Here is an 18,327-nt window from a genome sequence, read left to right on the forward strand (position 1 = left end):
AATGGTCGAATGCCTAATCGACGATAGACGCGGCTATCTGAATCCCATCTGCAGCCTCGTCAGCAGTGACCGGAACATCCGGGAATCTTACAATGCCTGACATTTCGATCATGGCCAAACGGCAGCGACGAGCAAATTCGTCGTCTGAAGTGCCAGAAAGATACTGTGCGGCAGCGTACAGTCGGTCGGTCGACACTAATCCGTATGACATTGATGTGGCCGAGGTGATGCACTTTTCGGTGAACTGATCCGCGCGCTCACCCGGCTTTGTCAGGCGATAACCGTTTCCGAATAGAATGCCTTTGGCCGGTCGAGTAACCTCCTCGCGCTGCAGGTCTTCGTGCAGGTTGGTCGACAGCTGACGCAGCTTCTCGATGTTTACTGCCTTGTTGTCCTTTCCTTCAGCTTCGCCGAGAAGACGGCCTTCAGCGCTCTCGAAGACTGCATCGAATTCCGATTGCCCGTCCTCATATCGTTCTGCTTTGAAGCCGAGCACCTTCAACGCGGTGATGACCGCCGCCTCCAGCCGCTTGCCCTTCTCGAATAGCAGCGCGCGTAGCTGTCCTGCGTCCTCCAGCTGGTTGGATAGATCGTCCTTCACGCGCTGGGCTTTCTCCAGTTCTGTCTCTGCCTGGAGCAATTGCTGGCGAAGCTCGACCTCGGGGGCGAGTGCGAACTCGTCAGCCGACGCCCATTCGGGTTGCGGCGTTTTCTCACCGTCGTTGGCAATTGCCTTCGATAGAGCGACTATCTCCCCAATTAGTGACGCGCTGAATTGCTGGCCTGCTTGAGACCAGACCCAATCGCCATCTTCATTTTCTTCGCTAAACTCGTCCTGGTCGAAATCCATGTCGGGAAGGAGTAGAAGCGCACCGGTGGAGACCTTGCTTCTCAGAAATAGCCCCACGGGGATGTGCCCGGTCTGTGTTTGAACACACACACCTTTGCTGGTTACTGGCCAGACGACGTTATACCGTGAGTGTTTTCCAAACTTGTGCCAGTACGCCGCGAACAGTTCTTGCGTGCCTTGGCTGAGCGTCATTGAAGATCCCTGCGTCTCAGTCCATTTGACCGCGACCGGAAGCGCATTGTAGCTTGTGCACAATTCGACGTGTCGCGTCACCTTTTGATTGCGACCAGTCCCGGAAGTGGATTTCGACCCGGTCGCGACATACACCTCGGCTGGCGGGGAAAGAAAGGCAACAACTAGTTTGCCCGCGTCTACAGCCTGCGTGATTTCCCTTCGCCAGTGCGCGCACGCTTCCCGGAGCGCAAATGATTTACGGTCATTCAAGCAGAGTTTACCGAGATACTCGTCATTGCCATAGTCGAAGGTAGTGATCTGGGAAATATTAGGTCTGAAGAGGACGATGTCCCAATCGAGGAGCGAGTTTTTATCACTAAAAGTTGTGCTCTCGACGTTGTCCCCCACCAAGTCGAAGCCGACGCTCAAAATTTTCTTAGGCATGCAACTCCGCCGTCCCGTTGATTTATCCGAATGTACTGTCGGCGAAACAACCATTCAATATTGCGGGTTGCGTTCACCCCCAAAAATGTGACCTTTGAGGGTAAAACTTGCTACAGCTGTGTGGTGGTCAGTGAGTTGCCCTGAAAAGCAATCTCACCTTGACCGTGTTAAGCCCAGTCATGCCTAAAAAGTCGCGAAGTGATCACATGTTAAACTGCCCAGATCAGAGGCATCGTTCCGCGCCGAAAAGGGGAAGCAAACTTCAACTTTTAATCACTTCCCGCTTCTGGCCCGGGAATGCACCGTAGCACGCGTGACTACGACGAATGTCTGCTTACTTACGTCCGCCGTCAAGGAGCTGCCATTCCGCTACCGGCCCCTTTCCGGTCAATATGAACGCTAGTTTGACGCGACCACATATGGCAAAATTCACCTTTTGCCATATGTCATACACTTCACTGTACCTGTGCACTATCGGCACTTTTGCCATGTCTTTTACAGAGGATCTTTCCACAGCCGTTCGTATAGTTAGGTCTAACCTTTAATCCCGGCACAATACCGCGCTCGAAATGCGGCATGGGGGTAACTCCACCGTGGGTTCGAATCCCATCCTCTCCGCGATATGCTTCTTTAAGTTTCTGATTTTAAGTGTTTTCTTGCTGGTCATCTTCTTGGCCATCATTCAGCCCATACTGTTCAATTGGATCTTCTCGGTGTAATTTTTTCACGTCAGCGTGTTTCGCCATGAGAATATTCTGATACGCATAAAAGCACATCCGGTGAAATAGTCCTTAATGGTGCAACATATTTGAGCTCAACTGGACCACCCAAACAGCGCTCTATTTTCGCCCGCGCTGGCGCTCAACGCAGGTCTTCGCATCCTTTCCCGGTGCGCATTCGTCTTCCTCTTTTTTCACGCGGCCCTGCTTCTGTGGCTCGGAATTTAGCGGAACGTGAACCGCATCTGGGTCAGACGGCGGCTGATTAGGAGACGGTGGTGGATTGCCTGGCACCTCTGGTTCTTGCGTGCCTGACTGTGTCGGCATACCTGATTCCTGTGCAACTGCTATATTCGGGGCAATCAGTAGTAGTGCAAGAATGAGTAAGTTTTTCATTTTCCTACTCCGAGTTTAAATCATGGAATTGCCTTACATCTTCACTCCGCATCTTACGAAAGAAGGGCCTATTGAACTTTAGAAGAGCCTTGTTCGCCGCTGTTCTGAGGAGACACCCCATAATAATAAGGTGTTGCGAAGATAAATCCCAAGATCACAGCAACGGCTAAAATTAAGAACAATATCGACTTACGCATTCATTTCTCCTGTCCAAGACAGACTAAACGAACCGCCACCATTCGGGTTCCGTCCTCTCGACAAACATCTGAAGCGCACTATTTGCCGAAAGCGAAAATATTCAGGGGATCAGGATGTCCAGTTCGGAAGAGACGGAGCCGACAGCAGACGGGCTGAAGGAAACACTTCCATCGAAGTCAGCCGCCATCCACGAGCTAATCCGACGTGATGGTGAGAAAGAAATCAACCGAGATGCAATGGCGCTTTTCTGGTCAGCCATTGCAGGCGGAATTTCTATGAGCACATCCATGATCGCTCGGGGAATTCTGGAGACTTACCTTCCAGACAGCGATCTTTTCTTCCTTGTGAGCTCCGCAGGATACACGGTCGGGTTCATCATCGTCATCATCGCCAATCAGCAGCTATTTACGGAGAATACGATCACTCCCGTCTTGCCATTTATGACGGAACCGACGCTGTCTCATTTCGTGAAAATGATCAGGTTGTGGACCATTGTTCTCTTCGGGAACTTGATTGGCGGTGCAATTGCAGCCTTCGTTATGGTTAAAATGCCGATTTTCTCGGACGAAGTGACCAGGACGTTTGTTGGCATGGGTAAGCACCTTATGGCCAACAGCAGCAATGAACTATTCAGTAAGGGAATAATGTCAGGCTGGCTTGTTGCTACGTTGGTCTGGATGCTTCACAGTACAAAGCAGGGGCACCTAGCATTAATCTTTCTCATCACATACCTCATAGCTATCGGCGATTTAACACACATCGTAGTGGGTTCAATTGAGGTGCTATTTTTACTTATGATTGGAGAAGTCACCCCGTTTGATAGCATCTTTAAGTTCGGGCTCCCAACTTTGTTCGGGAACGTCGTTGGAGGAACTTTCATCTTCGGATTAATTTCGCACGCACAGGTGCGTGCCGACGAATAGTCAGGCGGTTCAGTCATACTACGCAGCAAGCAGCGCCTTTGTTTTCGGTGAAAGGTGCGCTCAAGCAATCCATAGACATTCTTCAAATTCAGTTCTGGGAATTCCAGGCGGAAGCGAATGGGCAGATAGCCATTCTAGCGCGTTTGATAATCACCACAATTAATTTGCTACGCCGACCTCATTGAGCGTCGGCGATGACAATTCAGGCCCCTCCACATCAAGGCGTCATCAGACCAGGGCTCTTGCTCTACGAAATGCAGCAGAGATTGATGCTTGGCAGAAACCAGCCCCGGCGATGTTACCGCCGCCAGCGGCTCTACGCTTTCGCGCGCCACTGGGATCATCAACCCAGTACAATAATCCTGAAGGGTTCAGCCCTATCAACATACCCGATTACTTCGATCAGCGCCTCCAAAAGCGCCTCGAACACACTTTCTTGTCTATTGTAAGTCTTATCCATGCCGACCATCTACGCACGTGATACATACCGTAGCTGACGTGACGACGTGACGTCCTCTTGCTGCAAGCGATAGGCACACAACGGATGCCGCGGTCAGTTGTCGCGCACGTAAGCGTTGCCCGCGGGATGTCTCGTAGAGTTTGCGGTAGAATACGGCTTCCGTGCTACGGCTGTTTGGTCTGGACGTGCTTGCCTTCGCACTGTTGATCAAGAGTCAATTGCTCTTTAATTCGTTGCAAGTATCGGGATCAAACCTTGGCCCCCAGTCAAGTGCGCCACCGGGCGGTCAGCACCAAGAAATCTTCGTTTGGAACAGTTATAGTTTCAATGCGTTCCTTAGGAAGGAACAGTAGGGAGGAGGAACGATGAACAATAACGAGATGAAAGCCTGCATTGATGCATGTTTAGCTTGTTATCAGACATGCATCGGAATGGCGTCCACACACTGCCTCGAAGAAGGTGGGGAACATGTCGAACCCACGCACTTTCGAACCATGCTTACTTGCGCCGAAATATGCAGGAGCTGTGCCCATATCATGCTCTTGCGGACGCCTTTGCACCAAGCGGTATGTCGAGCCTGTGCTGAAATATGCGAGACCTGCTCCAAGAGCTGCGAGGCACTCGACGGGATGGACGAATGTGTCGCCGCTTGTGATCTATGTGCCGCGACTTGCCGGGAAATGGCCGCTTAATGGCCAGGCATAATATGCAAAAACTCGAACAATTCCTTACTGTTCGCCGTTTCGGTCCGATAATTTAAAAGGAGAATCTTATGGCATGGCACCCCGAAAGCATGCTTTCCGAACAGATCTACGCACGCGCAGAGAGGTCAGCAGCCTATCTTCCCGCCTGTCAGATCATCTCAGCAATTTATCCAGCGCGACTGATGACGCGCTCGCATCAACGAAAGACGCTGTAAATGTTCTCGCCGAAGATGCACGTGAACGTGGCCAACATGTTGTACAATACGCACGAGAAGTCCCAGGCACCGCTCCGCGTGGGTTTCTGTTGGTCTGGTGGCCTTAATGGCCTACATGCTCATGAAGGGCAGACGCAGCCGTTGACGGTACAATCGGCGGGCAGCCTACCGCAATAGGCCTAACCGCCGAAACAGCAGCCGGAGGAGAAACCGCGCTAGGGAAGTTACTCCGGTCGTGAACGGGGGCATAGAACGCCCAGTAAAAAGGCCTGCGCACGGCGTTCCAATTAGTATATGCCTTATTCACCCCGGTGGTGACTTGAATGCGCGTTACCGACAATCAGGCTGTTTCTTATTGTTTGTCAAATATGTCCCCATAAAGCCTTCAAGAACAGTCAGGACACGACAAACAAGGGCCTTTTTCTGAAATCTCGGCGGCTCGGCTAGAATGCCCATCTTGCTCGCCAATTCCACCTAACGTCTGCCCAAGGGAACAGCATCTTCAACCCGGTCTAGCAGCGCGCCCAGGCCGAACTAATGCCTGCTAGAACAGGTATAGCCGCTGGCCAGTTGTCATAAATTGGGCTATTTCGCGTCGTAAGACGTCACGTTCAACAGCCCTTTGATATGCTCGCTGACGTCCTCCGCAGCCGCAAGCAACGCGCTGTCCGGACGATGTATATAGCGAGAAGTAACGCCTCTTCCCTTGTGCCCTAACAGTCCAGCTATTGTGCCATCAGAATACCCACACCCCGAAGCAAAAGACGCATACGTATGCCGGAGAGTATGGCAAGTGACATTATCCAATTCCGCTGTTTGAAATATTCGGGCAGCCTCACGTTTCGTTCCTTGATACGGGCCGTCTCCCCTTGCTCCAGGGAATACCCAATCTGAACCAGACAGTTTATCGATGTTCGATAAGATTTTCGTTGCTGCGCTACCAATTGCTCTGAGACTTTGTCCCGTCTTCGTGTCCCCGAGACGCAAACATCGCTGAGATAAATCGACTTCAGACCATCTCAAAGAAGCAATTTCGTTTAGTCTGCATCCCGTCAACACAAGTAGATGAACGACTGTCAGAGCATAACGATGAATTGCTTTTTCATTACAATCGCGTCCGGCAGATAGCACCTTTCCCAGTTGTTTCAGTTCTACTTCTGATAGGAATCTTTGCCGTGGCTGTCCTCGGTATCTGCGAACCCTGTGAACAGGATTGTCGCGGATCAAGCCTTCATCGACTGCCCATGTCATAATCCCTGACAGCAAATCCGCGACGCGAGCAGCAGAACCTGCACCGCCAGTTACAATTGCTCTGCCGCGGGTCCCAGTTTTGATACTCGTAGCTGTTTTTCCCACCGTGATATCGTGGATCAGACGCTTGACAACTTTAGAATCCACCTCGATCACATGCTTCTTTCCGATAAGTGGCTTAATGTGTCGCTCAATGCGACCCACATCAATCTGAAGCGTCGACTCCTTCTTAGGTCGGTGAAAGCGAGTTAAAATGGCACCTGCACGGGCAGCTTTCATATAATCGTCGCAGAGTTCCGCGACAGTCAACGGACCTTCAGCAGATCGTTGTTCGTCTCTCGCGGCCGCCGGGTCGCCACCTGATGCTACCAAGCCTAGAAGGCGTTTTGCCTCGAGACGAGCTGTTTCAACGGTCCATGGTGATCCATACTTTCCAATAGACATCCATCGCGAACGCCCTCGAACGCTATACTTGAGAATAAACACTCGAGCGACGCGCTGCCGCCTCACCCCAAAACCTGCCACGCTACCCCTGCCGTCATCCCACAAAATTGTGTCGGGTGTCAGGCCGTCTACGTCGTTTTTCGTAATTGGCATATCAAATCCTAGCAACAGATTAGCAACTTTCAGCACATGATTTGAACAGAATATTCGGGAAGATCAAGGATGCGCATAAAATTTTTATTCATTAAATACAGTAAGTTAGTGAAATTCCGGGAAGTATCGGGAAATAGCAAGCCGCCGTTGACATCGTAGGGGTCACAGGTTCAATCCCTGTCACGCCCACCATTCGATCTCCAAATAAATCAACTACATAGGATCAAGAAGCGCTGCGTGTATGAAGCGCTCTTCAGGTCCTCTGAACATGTAGTGATCCTATCGGTTACTTAAACTAACAGATATGCCGTCTACGGCAGAAACCACGTGACATCCCCGTCGCAATACGTGAGCAAATGGCTGTTGTTCGTCGCAGTTGACATTGCTCGAATGCAGTTCAAGCGCTCTGTCGGAATGCCGACAATCAGGCAAGCTGAATTGTTCAACGCCCCCGCGCAAGCCGCCGCTCCTGATGTTCGCTGAACTCGCAGGATATGAGCGCTAGCCGGTTATTGAATTATTTCTCACCGAAACCGCATGCCTTTTACAGGACGTCAATGCAGTGGGAAGTTAATTCCATTTCCCGTAAGAACACGCAATCTTCTTTCCTTCATTACCTACAAAAATTGTAGATTATAGACCCTCCCATAAAGGAGGATCTCATGCCCAAAACACCATCCAATTCCATCGAACTTGGCACTGAAGCGGCCAGTTTCCTCCTGAGCGACGCGAATGGTAAAGCGCACAAGCTCTCCGATTTTGAAGACGCACCGGCGCTTCTTGTCGCTTTCATCTCCAATCGCTGTCCCTTCGTGCAACTCATTCGGAATGAATTTGCATCCTTCGCCCGCGAGTATCAGAAGAAGGGCTTGCAAGTGATTGCCATCAACAGCAACGACGCCGAGACACACCCCGAAGAAAGCATTGAAGCAATCGGCCGGGAAGTCGAAGAATTCGGTTACTCGTTCCCATATCTGAAGGACGAGGAACAAACGGTCGCACTGGCTTATGGCGCGGCATGCACACCCGACCTTTTCCTTTTCGATCGCGATCGCAAGCTCGCCTATCATGGCCAGTTCGATGATGCCCGACCGGGTAACGGCAAGCTGGTAACGGGCAATGATCTGCGCGCTGCGACCGATGCAATACTTGCGGGCAAGAAACCCACAGCAGAACAAACGCCCTTGATTGGCTGCAACATCAAATGGACTGCCGGAAACCAACCGTCTCAGTTCTCCAGCGTCGCATGACAACGCTGCACGGTCACAAACCGGCATAATGTTTTCTGGAAATCTCGATGTCATTGAAGCGAAAAGACCTGATAAGCAGTGATCCGCTGCATTTGCAAACGGATGTACTCATCCTGGGAGGCGGTCCTGCTGGCGCCTGGGCTGCTTTATCGGCCGTGCAGAGCGGAGCCCAGGTCATCCTTGCTGACAAGGGTTATTTAGGTACCAGCGGCGCAACGGCACCGTCAAACACCGGCACCTGGATCGCGCCGCCAGGGGACAACCGGGCTCAGATCATCGAGCGGCGCTGGCAGCGTACCGGTAATCTTGCCGATCAGCGCTGGATGCTGCGCACGGTCGATCAAGCCTATGAAAATCTGCTCAAGCTCGCCGAATGGGGATATCCATTTCCCGATGGTGAAGATGGCAGGCTCTATATCGCCAATCTACGCGGGCCTGATTACATGGCCTTCATGCGCCGACGTGTTCTAAGGGCCGGCGTTACGGTGCTGGACCATCATCCGGCTCTGGAACTCTATTTCGACGGTGAGGCAGTTACAGGCGCGGCCGGAATAGATCGTCAGCGCGACCGCGACTGGCGCGTTGAGGCTGGCGCAGTCGTGCTTGCAACAGGCGGATGCGCGTTCCACGAACGCATACTGGGTGCCACCACCCTGACCGGCGACGGCCATCTTATGGCAGCCGAAGCCGGCGCAAGCCTTTCCGGCATGGAGTTCACGGGCAAGTATACTCTGGCACCCTTCGGTACGTCCCTCAATAAGGGGTTACCGTTTCGCTGGGCTTCGTTCTATCGGGAGGATGGCACCCCAATTCTCGATAGCGACGGTAATCATCTGCAGAACGGTATCGGCGAGCGTGAGAAGGAAATTGCCAAGGCAATGATCGACGCCCCCGTTTACGCGGTGCTTGACCAGGCAGAGCCCGCCTTGCAGGACTGGTTGCGCCGTGGTCAGCCGAACTGTTTCGTGCCCTATGACAGGATGCCGGTCGATCCATTCCGTGATCCATTCCGCGTTACTTTCCGAGCCGAAGGAACTGTTCGCGGCACCGGCGGTATTCGTATCGCATCGTCAGATTGCGCCACCGACGTTGCCGGTCTCTATGTCGCTGGAGATGCCGCGAGCCGCGAGCAAATTGCGGGAGCCACATCCGGCGGCGGCGGACCTAACTCCTCTTGGGCGATCGCCAGTGGCTGGTGGTCCGGTCAGGGTGCCGCGTTGCATGCCAAGCGTCGAAGCGGCAAGGCCTTCAAGCGCCATTCCAATCCGCTTGGTCAAGCAGGCCTGCGTCCCGTCTCGACAACCAAAAATTGGCTCACGCCGAAGGATGTCATCGACAGTGTGCGGGCTGAAGTCACGCCCTTGGAAAAGAACTATTTCCGCGAAGGCAACCGTCTGCGGGTCAGTAGCGAAAAACTCAACGCAGTCTGGAACGACGTCAAACACCATCTTTCAGGAGCAGGCCCCAATCGCCTGAAGGCGCGCGAAGCAGCAGCAATTGCAGCATCCGGACGTTGGTCAGTGGCGGCAGCACTCGCCCGCAAAGAAAGTCGCGGCATACACCGCCGAAGCGACTTCGAAGGCAACGAAATGACGTTTGCGCGACCCATCACGTTACGTGGGATCGACGACATCTCCGTCTCGACCGCGCCTTACAGTCGGCGGGAGATGGCATCTTGATCGAGATTGTTTCCCAAAGCCGCTGCGTAGAATGCGATATTTGCGTGAAGGTTTGTCCGGCCAACGTCTTCGATACGTCTGATAGTGCCCCCGTCATTGCCCGTCAGGATGATTGTCAGACCTGCTTTCTGTGCGAGATTTATTGCCCAACGGACGCGCTTTATGTCGCCGAACGCGCCGATGGCCCTCTTTCGATAACGGAGGCCGAAGCGGAAGAGCGAGGGCTTTTCGGCAGCTATTCGCGCGCGCTGGGATGGAGACGCGGGAAACCGGGTGGGTCGGAACTCGACCCGACACATCACATCCGCGTTGCACAAGTCTGAATGGAGAACCGCATGGACCGCATCACAGTAACCGACGTTCACAAAACTTTTCAGTTGAAGCCCGGTCAGTCGGTCCAGATCGAGGGTCGAAGCTCGGACCGCGTTACCGTTCTGAATGGGGTCAACCTTGCTATCCGGAAGGGTGAGTTCATTACATTGGTCGGTCCGAGCGGCAGCGGCAAATCCGTCTTGCTCGATATTATCGGCGGTCTGACCGAGGCATCCAACGGCATTGTCTCAATCGATGGCAAGCGTATCGTCAAGCCGGATCCGAAGACAGGCTACGTCTTCCAGCAATATGCCCTTTTTCCATGGCGCACCGCTCTGTCCAACATCGAATATGCGCTGGAGGTGCAGGGCGTCGCCAAGCGGGAGCGCACCGAAAAGGCGCGATACTTCCTTTCGCTGTTCGGACTCTCCGGTTTCGAAGATCGTTTTCCCAATCAGCTTTCGGGCGGCATGCAACAGCGCGTTGCAATCGCCAGAGCTCTTGCCACGGACCCGGAGGTTCTGCTCATGGATGAGCCCTTCGCGGCACTCGATGCACAAACCCGGGAGATTCTTCAGACCGAACTGCTTCGTATATGGGAAAAGATCAATACAACCGTTGTCTTTGTTACTCATTCGATTGATGAGGCGATCTATCTCGCGGACAGAATCGTCGTCATGACGGCACGCCCAGGCACAGTGAAGGAGATAATAGACATTGATCTCCCGAGGCCTCGCGGCAGCGATATCCGCGCCAGCTCCCCATTCAATGCGCACCGCAGCCGCGTGTGGGAAGCGCTTCGTGACGAAGTCAACAAGGCACAAAAAGACTGGGCGCTGTCGCCTGACTATACCCACTGAAGGAGCTGATCACCATGGCATATGTAGCCGATAAGACTGCATTCGGTACGCGCCATTCTTCCAATAGTGCGAAAGGGCGGACTTGGAATCTTAAGCGGCTGGAGTTCGGCACCTTCACATACGGCTTGCCGTTGCTGCTGGCTTTCCTGGTATTGTGGGAGATCGCGCCGCGGCTCGGCTGGCTGAATCGCATCTTCTTTCCTCCGCTGAGCGAAGTAGCGTTGGCATGGTACGCGATGCTGCTGGACGGAACGCTTACGGCCAATATCGGCATCAGCCTGCAACGAGCGGCAATAGGTTTCGTGCTGGCCGTTATCATTGCGGTACCGCTCGGCTTTCTCATGGGGCGCTATCCCCTGTTTGAAAAAGTTTCCGACTTACTGGTGCAAACGCTGCGTAACACGTCGCAATTTGCGTTGCTGCCCGTTTTCATTCTGCTGCTTGGTATCGGCGAAGCGTCGAAGATTGCGATTACTTTCTATTCGTCGGTCTTCTTTCTGTTGATCAATACAATTTCGGGCGTCAAATCCGTCGATCCGCTGTTGTTAAAGGCGGCGCGCTCGATGGGTACATCGGACATCGATATGTTCCGGAAAGTCATCCTGCCAGCCAGCATTCCATCAATCGTCTCAGGCATGCGGCTTGCCGTCAAAGCCTCGATCTTCGCCGTGATTGGTGCAGAGATGCTGGCGGCAAAATCCGGCCTCGGATTTTTGATCCAGCAATCGCAGCTGATGATGGAAACAGCCGATATGTATGCCGGCATCATAACCATGACAGTGATCGGACTACTGGTGAACTATCTGCTGGTCTGGTTCGAACGCTGGTCCACCGCCTGGCAAGGCAATTCCGATACCTCCCACACCTGAGTTCGAACCAACATCAACTGGTCTCAAGGGGAACACCATATGACCATTTTCAATTCTCCCATCCTACGCCGCGTTCTGTTCGGGGGCCTCTCAGCACTCGTACTTGGCAGTGTAACACTGTCATCAGCCGCATTTGCCGATGAGAAGCCAAATGTGATCCGCATCGGCAGTACAGCACCCGGCCATTTGAAGTTTATCCTCGAAAGGCATAACGGCACACTTGCCAAAGAATTTGAGGAAGATGGCATCAAGGTCGAGTTTATCGCATTCACCAACGGCGGTTCTGAAGCAACAACCGCGCTTGCCACCGGAGCGGTAGAATTCATTTACACCGGCAATAATCCGGCACTCCGGGTCGCTGCGGCCGGTGCCGACGTCAAGGCCATCGGTCTTTCAAGCTTCATCAAGGAAAACGGCTCAGCGATCATCGTCAGCACAGGCTCATCAATCCAATCACTGCAAGATTTGAAGGGTAAGAAAGTCGCCTATCTCACCGGGACAGTCCGCCATTCAGTCTTCGCAAAGGCCCTCCAATCGGTCGGATTGTCGCTCAGCGACGTGGAATCTCTCAATCTCGCCTTTGATGCTTCAGGCCCGGCACTCGTACGCGGGGATGTAGATGCCGTTGTCGAAAGTGGCGACGTCGCCGCAAAACTCGTCGAAACAGGTCAAGCGCGAGTCATCCTCGATGCTTCCTCGCATCCCGAATGGTCGGCCCCGTTCTTGATTTCAGCGAATGGGGACTTCGTTCGCAAATATCCCGAGCTCGTCAAGCGCCTCCTGAAAGTCGATATCGAAACGGCGCGTTGGGCCGACGCCCATCCCGAAGAAACGATCAAGATTTTCGTTGCCGAAACAAAGTCGTCGGAAAAGTCGGTTCGTCAGACCTATCGGAACAATGTGTTTTATCAAGACCCCAGAATTACCCCCGAGGCGCTCGCGTCGCTTAAAGGCGAAGAGCAATTCATGGCCGATGCCAAACTGCTCAAGGGTTCAGTTGACTACGAAAAGTGGATTGATACCAGTTTCCTCGATGCTGCTTACAAGGAAGTCGATGGGAAGCAATCCAACTAAATTGAGTGGAGAGAAGGGAGCATGTCACAGCAACAGGCTCTCCGTGGCAGGCAGTTCTCGTTCTGTCGTGGCCTTACCGATATCCGTTTCACGCATATGCTAAAGCGACGTAGTTGCGTCGTCGGTGGGAGACACGGAGGGAAAGACCGCAGAGCGGTTGGGGGGAAAGAAGCCGGAAGTATCGAAGCGGTACGCATCGGTCTCGTCATAGGCGAGGCCGATGCATTCCTTGTTACGCTTGCTAACTCGCTTTATTTCGCCATATCGATCGCGGAACTCAGCTCTTCCACCGCCTGATCTGCCGTGAGCTGCCCGTTGAACTGACGGGTTATGACATCGAACATCGCGTTCTTGATTGCAGTTGGCTGAGCATGCGACTGCGAGAAGGAACCGAGCAGCGACCCGTTCTTGTCGGCTGCGGCAAGATCCGCAATCGCCTTCTTCCCGCATTCATCGAATGCCGTAAACGGCACGTCTGTGCGGGCAGGTGCCGAGCCCTTCACCACATTGAAGGCCGACTGGAAATTGACGTCTTCAACAGCGGTTGCAAGGGCAAGCTGCGCTTTGCGCTTGTCTGCGCCAACTTCAAAAACCGCAAACTGATCGGCATTGAAAGCCACGGAGCCTTCCGTTCCCGGAAAACGCCCGCAGACAAAATCAGTGCCGGGCTTTTTCCCCGCCTTGGTGAATTCGCCCTTGGCCCAATCGCCCATGAACTGCACACCCGCCTTGTCGTCGATCACCATCGCCGAGGCGAGATTCCAGTCACGCCCGGAGAAATTGTCGTCGACATAGGTGCGCAGTTTCGCCATCCGCTCGAATACCTGCTTCATGGTATCGCTCTTCAGGGCTTCCGGATCGAGATCGATCAGCGCCTTCTTGTAGAAATCCGGCCCAAAAGACATCACGACGCTGGTGAAGATAAGCGCCTCCTGCCAGGGCTGGCCGCCATGTGCAATCGGGGTAATCCCCTGCTCCTTGAACTTGTCGAGCAGTGCAACGAGCTCATCCCAGTTCTGTGGCACTTTTCCGCCAGCCTTGTCTAAAGCGGCCTTGTTGTACCAGGCCCAGTTGGTCGAATGGACGTTGACGGGTGCCGCAATCCAGTGACCATCATATTTCGAGAAGTGCTGAATTGCTGGCGGGATAACCTTGTCCCAGCCCTCCTTGTTGGCGACTTCGTCCAGATTGCCGAGCACGCCCTGCTCTGCCCAATCCAGAATATCGAAACCCTGCATCTGCACGGCGGCAGGCGGATTACCCGCCGTCACGCGGGCGCGCAAAGTCGTCATGGCAGCTTCGCCCGCACCGCCGGCAACTGGCATATCGACCCAGCCAATGCCCTGCTTCTGTAGATTTTCCTTGAGAAGATTGAGCGCGGCAGCTTCGCCGCCCGAAGTCCAGTAGTGAAGGACTTCGACACTGTCCTCTGCCTTTGCCAAACCAGCCCCGCCCAAGATGCTGGCGCCAGCCAGCAACATTCCCATCATCAAGCGCATTATCATGCCTCCTCGTTATGAATGGCGCAGCTTATCATGCAGCAGGCGAAACGGTACTCACTATCACGTTTAGGAATGGCCGCTGCAATCAGACACCTTGAGCTTGTTGGATTTGGTTCATATGACCTCTGATCCTCCATCCCCCGGTTTGTTCGCCTCATAAGGGAATATGAGACCAGCCAGGTTTGGCAACGATGGCATTGAGGTCACATCCTGCATCAGCCGAGGTGTTGCAGGATGACTACAGGTCATCAAACATGACTCTTTTTATCATGTAATTTCTTGCCCGTATTAATACATGAATATATCACTCATGATTGTCGAAATCATGTTGGGAATATTCTTTATGCGTTCAGATTGCATGCCTCTCCGCCGCACAATTCTGGCTGGTACATCCCTCATCGCTCTTGCCGCTACTGCAATAGCGCAGGAGCAGTCCACCTCCTCTTCGACGGAGAATGGTGCAATCGTTCTCGACAAGATTGTCATAGATGGTGGCAGCGGCGGCGTAATTGATGCGGACGGTTATGTGGCACGCAGCAGCGCAACCGGCGCCAAGATTGATACGCCGTTTGTACAGACCCCGCAGTCCATTTCCTCTGTTACCCAGCAGCAGCTTGAAGACCGCAATCCGCAGAGCTTGCTCGACGCCATCGCCTATACACCCAGTGCACGCGTTGGCGGCTACGGCTTCGATCCGCGGTTCGACTCTTTCACTGTACGTGGCTTCGACGTCACATATACCGGTGTGTTCCGCGACAATCTCCGCCAGCCCGGAGCCAGCTCCGCACTGTTCAAGACCGAACCTTACGGTCTGGAAGGCGTTTCCATTTTGCGCGGCCCATCGTCAGCCCTATACGGCGCTTCCGGTGCGGGTGGCCTGTTCAACCTGATCAGCAAGCGCCCGACCGAAACCCCGCTGCATGAGGTGCAGGTCCAATATGGCACCAACAATCGCTATCAGACCCAGTTCGATCTATCCGGCCCGGTCAAGGAAGGCGACCCGCTTTACTATCGCCTGACAGGCCTTTGGCGCAATTCCGATACCGAACAGCCCTCGGTTCCAGACGACCGCATTTACATAGCACCGGCCTTGACGTGGAAACCAGACGAAGACACGCGCCTGACAATCCTCAGCGAGTTCTCCCGTACCAAAACCGGCGGTACGGCCGCTTATTATTATGATGCCGCCACGGACAGGGTCTTCGACTTCTTTGCAGGCAATACCGCTTTCAACGACTCGGTCCAAACTCAGGGGCGTATCGGCTATGAATTCGAAACCCGCCTCAACGACACATTCGTGTTCCGCCAGAATGCCCGCCTTGCGTCGACCAAAATCGGAGCCGACTGGGCCTTTGCCTATCAGGCCAATGAAGACGATCCATTGCTTCTCGACAGCAGCGCAGGCACTTTTGAAGAGCGCCTGACCAGCTTCACTATCGATAACCAACTGGAAGCAAATTTCGATACCGGCAATTTTGAGCACAGGTTCCTGGCTGGGGTCGACCTGACAAAGCTGCAATGGAAGGGATTGAACGGCTATGGTTACACACCGCCGCTGGACACCAGACATCCGTCCATGGGACGCCCTGTAGCACCAATAGATTTCCAGACAAAAGACGTTCAGGACCAGCTTATGGCTGGCATCTATCTGCAGGATCAGATCCGCTATGATGCCTGGACCATTACCCTTGGCGGTCGTCAGGACTGGGTCAGTACCGACACGAAAAACACCGATCTGACAACCAGCACGTCCACCGATTTCGATCAGAGCGACAAGGCCTTCACATGGCGCGCCGGTGTGACCTACGAGACGCCTTGGGGCATTACGCCATATGCCAGCTATTCGACCGCTTTTTCGCCCAATGCCGGTGTAAACCAGGCAACAGGCAATCCGTTCGAGCCAACGGAAAGTGACCAGCAGGAAGTCGGAATCAAGTATCAACTGCCCAACAGCAATACCCTGTTGACGGCAGCCCTGTTCAACATCAATCAGGACAACGGCCTCTATTACGAAGTGGTTGAACTCGATACAGGCCCGGCCAACATTCAGGTGCAGCGCGGTAAACTGCGCTCACGCGGCCTGGAGCTGGAAGCCAGTACCAGTCTCGACAATGGCCTCTCCCTCATTGCATCCTATAGCTACATGCAGACCAGTATCAAGGACGGGCCGGAAGGCACAATTGGCAATGAAATCTCGTCCGTTCCGACCCACATGGCGTCGGCCTGGGCCCATTATAAATTGCCCGAGAACACTTTCCTCTACGGTCTGGGTGTCGGCGCAGGCGTACGCTTTGTCGGTTCCAGCTACGGCAATGACGAAAACACCATGAAAAACAGTTCTCGCGCTTTCGTCGATGCTGCGATTGATTTCGATTTTGGCGCCATCAAGAAGGACTATGAAGGCGTAAAGCTGCAGGTCAACGCCACCAACCTCTTCGACACGCGCAAGCCGGTCTGTTCTGCAGGTTTCTGTTATCGCGATCAGGGCCGAACGGTTGTCGGCAGCCTGAAATACTCATGGTAGCGCCAGTATGCAAAGTGAAACTCTCAGCCCCCCAAGGACTGAGAGCGCCATCTGAATTTAGAGCATTTCCAGCAGAAGTGGGAAGCGGCTTTGCGCAGGATAATGCGACGAAACAAATACTTAGAGCGGCTCCTCTTTAACTGGAACCGCTCCGGAAAGTAATGAAATGATCCGTCTTATTGTCTGTCTGACCGTAATCTGGCTGGCCCTCGGTAACAGCGCTGTTGCAGATGTCACCTATCCCATTCATGTCAAGGATGCGCTTGACCGGGACGTTACCATTGCAGCCCAGCCGAAGTCCGTGCTGCTTGGCAGCGGCTTCAATTTGATTGCATTGTCACTTATCCATCCCGATCCCGTCAGCCTGCTGGCCGGTTGGGCTGACGACCTTAAGGGCGACAACCCTGAAATCTACGCCGGTTTCAAAAAGCGCTTTCCGGAAATTGACAAGCTGCCAATCATAGGCGACGGCATGACAGTTTCGGTCGAGAAGATCGTTTCAGTCAAAGCTGATCTGGCCATTCTGTCAGACTGGCAGATGCGCAATGATGAAGGTGTACAGGCTATCGCCTATCTCGAGAAAATGGGCATACCGGTGATCGTGGTCGATTTCGGCAACCATGCACTCGAAAACACCTCAAAGAATATGCGTCTGCTGGGCGAGGTACTCAACCGCGAGGAACAAGCCAACGCATTTGCCGATTTCTATGATGAGCGCATTGCCCGAATTCGTGATCGGGTGGCGAAGAACGGTGCCGGGAGTGATGCTGGCCCGACCGTGTTGCTTGAAGCCTTTCCCAATGCAGACCAATGCTGCTACGCCTACGGACGAAGCAGCATGGGCGAGTTCATCACACTGACCGGCAGCCGAAATATCGCTGCGGACGGACCATCACAGGGAGCCATAGTTAGCAGCGAATTTATCGTTGCTGCCGATCCACAGGTTTACATCGCCACATCATCCCCGGGAGGGAAGTATAGCGGCTTTTCAATTGGACCGGGCGTCAGCGAGCAGGAAGCGCGCGACACGCTTTCAAACGCCTTGAAGAACCCTTTCCGTGCCGGTTTAAAGGCCGTGCACGATAAGCGCGTGCATGGATTGTGGAACTTCTTTAATGCCGTTCCCCTGAACATTCTGGCGGCAGAAGCCTTCGCCGTCTGGCTGCGACCGGAACTGTTCACCGATACCAGCCCCGAAGCGACACTGGCAGAGATCAACAAACGTTTTGCTGCAGTCCCCTTTGAAGGCTCATACTGGATCAGCCTTAAACCCTGGTCCACGCGGCGCAATGTCGAGTAAGCCTTTTGCGCGACATTCATCGCGCC

Annotated in this window: 14 protein-coding genes and 1 pseudogene; 10 read left to right on the forward strand and 5 right to left on the reverse strand. The window is 53.6% G+C overall.

What is annotated here, in order from left to right; translation table 11 throughout:
• Positions 1 to 13: 13 nt before the first annotated feature.
• Both F9K94_RS06280 and F9K94_RS24820 read right to left on the reverse strand, forming a co-directional pair.
• Complete coding sequence (locus F9K94_RS06280; protein WP_235920574.1) at positions 14 to 1,468, reverse strand: hypothetical protein; 1,455 nt, start codon at positions 1,466 to 1,468, stop codon at positions 14 to 16.
• A 1,183-nt stretch (positions 1,469 to 2,651) separates the two neighbouring features.
• Positions 2,652 to 2,780, reverse strand: coding sequence for a hypothetical protein (locus F9K94_RS24820; protein ID WP_268906954.1), 129 nt, complete (start codon positions 2,778 to 2,780; stop codon positions 2,652 to 2,654).
• Positions 2,781 to 2,894: 114 nt separating this feature from the next.
• Here F9K94_RS24820 and F9K94_RS06290 point away from each other — a divergent pair, with 114 nt between their 5' ends.
• A complete protein-coding gene (locus tag F9K94_RS06290; RefSeq protein WP_151644310.1) occupies positions 2,895 to 3,704 on the forward strand; it encodes a formate/nitrite transporter family protein in 810 nt (269 codons plus the stop codon).
• 167 nt (positions 3,705 to 3,871) lie between these two features.
• Here the strand turns inward: F9K94_RS06290 and F9K94_RS24920 are convergent.
• Positions 3,872 to 4,060 (reverse strand): annotated as a pseudogene (locus F9K94_RS24920) (transposase); the annotation flags it as partial.
• A 1,608-nt stretch (positions 4,061 to 5,668) separates the two neighbouring features.
• A complete protein-coding gene (locus F9K94_RS06310) occupies positions 5,669 to 6,931 on the reverse strand; it encodes a tyrosine-type recombinase/integrase (protein WP_151644314.1) in 1,263 nt (420 codons plus the stop codon).
• A 662-nt stretch (positions 6,932 to 7,593) separates the two neighbouring features.
• Here F9K94_RS06310 and F9K94_RS06315 point away from each other — a divergent pair.
• From F9K94_RS06315 to F9K94_RS06345, 7 genes are read left to right on the forward strand one after another with little or no spacing between them, the layout of a single operon-like run.
• Positions 7,594 to 8,181: a thioredoxin family protein gene (locus tag F9K94_RS06315; protein ID WP_061347592.1), complete on the forward strand. Its 588-nt coding sequence runs from the start codon at positions 7,594 to 7,596 to the stop codon at positions 8,179 to 8,181.
• Between the two features lie 47 nt (positions 8,182 to 8,228).
• Positions 8,229 to 9,860 (forward strand): FAD-dependent oxidoreductase, encoded by a 1,632-nt coding sequence (locus F9K94_RS06320; RefSeq protein WP_061347591.1) that lies wholly within the window; start codon positions 8,229 to 8,231, stop codon positions 9,858 to 9,860.
• A complete protein-coding gene (locus F9K94_RS06325) occupies positions 9,857 to 10,183 on the forward strand; it encodes a 4Fe-4S dicluster domain-containing protein (protein ID WP_061347590.1) in 327 nt (108 codons plus the stop codon). The genes F9K94_RS06320 and F9K94_RS06325 overlap by 4 nt, the downstream gene beginning before the upstream one ends.
• A gap of 12 nt (positions 10,184 to 10,195) precedes the next feature.
• Complete coding sequence (locus tag F9K94_RS06330; protein ID WP_151644316.1) at positions 10,196 to 11,032, forward strand: ABC transporter ATP-binding protein; 837 nt, start codon at positions 10,196 to 10,198, stop codon at positions 11,030 to 11,032.
• A gap of 14 nt (positions 11,033 to 11,046) precedes the next feature.
• The gene (locus F9K94_RS06335) at positions 11,047 to 11,901 is read left to right on the forward strand and encodes an ABC transporter permease (RefSeq protein WP_151644318.1); all 855 of its coding nucleotides are present in this window, start codon (positions 11,047 to 11,049) and stop codon (positions 11,899 to 11,901) included.
• Between the two features lie 39 nt (positions 11,902 to 11,940).
• A complete protein-coding gene (locus F9K94_RS06340) occupies positions 11,941 to 12,975 on the forward strand; it encodes an aliphatic sulfonate ABC transporter substrate-binding protein (protein WP_061347587.1) in 1,035 nt (344 codons plus the stop codon).
• Positions 12,976 to 12,996: 21 nt separating this feature from the next.
• Entirely contained in the window at positions 12,997 to 13,272 is a 276-nt protein-coding gene (locus tag F9K94_RS06345; RefSeq protein WP_151644320.1) for a hypothetical protein, read from the forward strand.
• On the opposite strand, the gene F9K94_RS06350 is transcribed toward F9K94_RS06345, so the two are convergent.
• Complete coding sequence (locus tag F9K94_RS06350; protein ID WP_151644322.1) at positions 13,227 to 14,474, reverse strand: ABC transporter substrate-binding protein; 1,248 nt, start codon at positions 14,472 to 14,474, stop codon at positions 13,227 to 13,229. The genes F9K94_RS06345 and F9K94_RS06350 overlap by 46 nt on opposite strands.
• Before the next feature lie 346 nt (positions 14,475 to 14,820).
• Here F9K94_RS06350 and F9K94_RS06355 point away from each other — a divergent pair, with 346 nt between their 5' ends.
• Together F9K94_RS06355 and F9K94_RS06360 are read left to right on the forward strand one after the other, a co-directional pair.
• Entirely contained in the window at positions 14,821 to 17,001 is a 2,181-nt protein-coding gene (locus F9K94_RS06355) for a TonB-dependent siderophore receptor (protein WP_151644325.1), read from the forward strand.
• 166 nt (positions 17,002 to 17,167) lie between these two features.
• Positions 17,168 to 18,301 carry an ABC transporter substrate-binding protein gene (locus tag F9K94_RS06360; protein WP_151644327.1) on the forward strand — a complete coding sequence of 378 codons (1,134 nt, stop codon included), beginning with the start codon at positions 17,168 to 17,170 and terminating at the stop codon, positions 18,299 to 18,301.
• Positions 18,302 to 18,327: the final 26 nt, after the last annotated feature.

It is taken from the genome of Brucella tritici (assembly GCF_008932285.1).
Taxonomy (GTDB): Bacteria; Pseudomonadota; Alphaproteobacteria; order Rhizobiales; family Rhizobiaceae; genus Brucella; species Brucella tritici.

What these genes read in the sequence shown, in the direction of transcription:
- F9K94_RS06280 (WP_235920574.1), bottom strand. Translation starts at nt 1,468, where the DNA reads ATGCCTAAGAAAATTTTGAGCGTCGGCTTCGACTTGGTGGGGGACAAC.
- F9K94_RS24820 (WP_268906954.1), bottom strand. Translation starts at nt 2,780, where the DNA reads ATGCGTAAGTCGATATTGTTCTTAATTTTAGCCGTTGCTGTGATCTTG.
- F9K94_RS06290 (WP_151644310.1), top strand. Translation starts at nt 2,895, where the DNA reads ATGTCCAGTTCGGAAGAGACGGAGCCGACAGCAGACGGGCTGAAGGAA.
- F9K94_RS06310 (WP_151644314.1), bottom strand. Translation starts at nt 6,931, where the DNA reads ATGCCAATTACGAAAAACGACGTAGACGGCCTGACACCCGACACAATT.
- F9K94_RS06315 (WP_061347592.1), top strand. Translation starts at nt 7,594, where the DNA reads ATGCCCAAAACACCATCCAATTCCATCGAACTTGGCACTGAAGCGGCC.
- F9K94_RS06320 (WP_061347591.1), top strand. Translation starts at nt 8,229, where the DNA reads ATGTCATTGAAGCGAAAAGACCTGATAAGCAGTGATCCGCTGCATTTG.
- F9K94_RS06330 (WP_151644316.1), top strand. Translation starts at nt 10,196, where the DNA reads ATGGACCGCATCACAGTAACCGACGTTCACAAAACTTTTCAGTTGAAG.
- F9K94_RS06335 (WP_151644318.1), top strand. Translation starts at nt 11,047, where the DNA reads ATGGCATATGTAGCCGATAAGACTGCATTCGGTACGCGCCATTCTTCC.
- F9K94_RS06340 (WP_061347587.1), top strand. Translation starts at nt 11,941, where the DNA reads ATGACCATTTTCAATTCTCCCATCCTACGCCGCGTTCTGTTCGGGGGC.
- F9K94_RS06345 (WP_151644320.1), top strand. Translation starts at nt 12,997, where the DNA reads ATGTCACAGCAACAGGCTCTCCGTGGCAGGCAGTTCTCGTTCTGTCGT.
- F9K94_RS06350 (WP_151644322.1), bottom strand. Translation starts at nt 14,474, where the DNA reads ATGCGCTTGATGATGGGAATGTTGCTGGCTGGCGCCAGCATCTTGGGC.
- F9K94_RS06355 (WP_151644325.1), top strand. Translation starts at nt 14,821, where the DNA reads ATGCGTTCAGATTGCATGCCTCTCCGCCGCACAATTCTGGCTGGTACA.
- F9K94_RS06360 (WP_151644327.1), top strand. Translation starts at nt 17,168, where the DNA reads ATGATCCGTCTTATTGTCTGTCTGACCGTAATCTGGCTGGCCCTCGGT.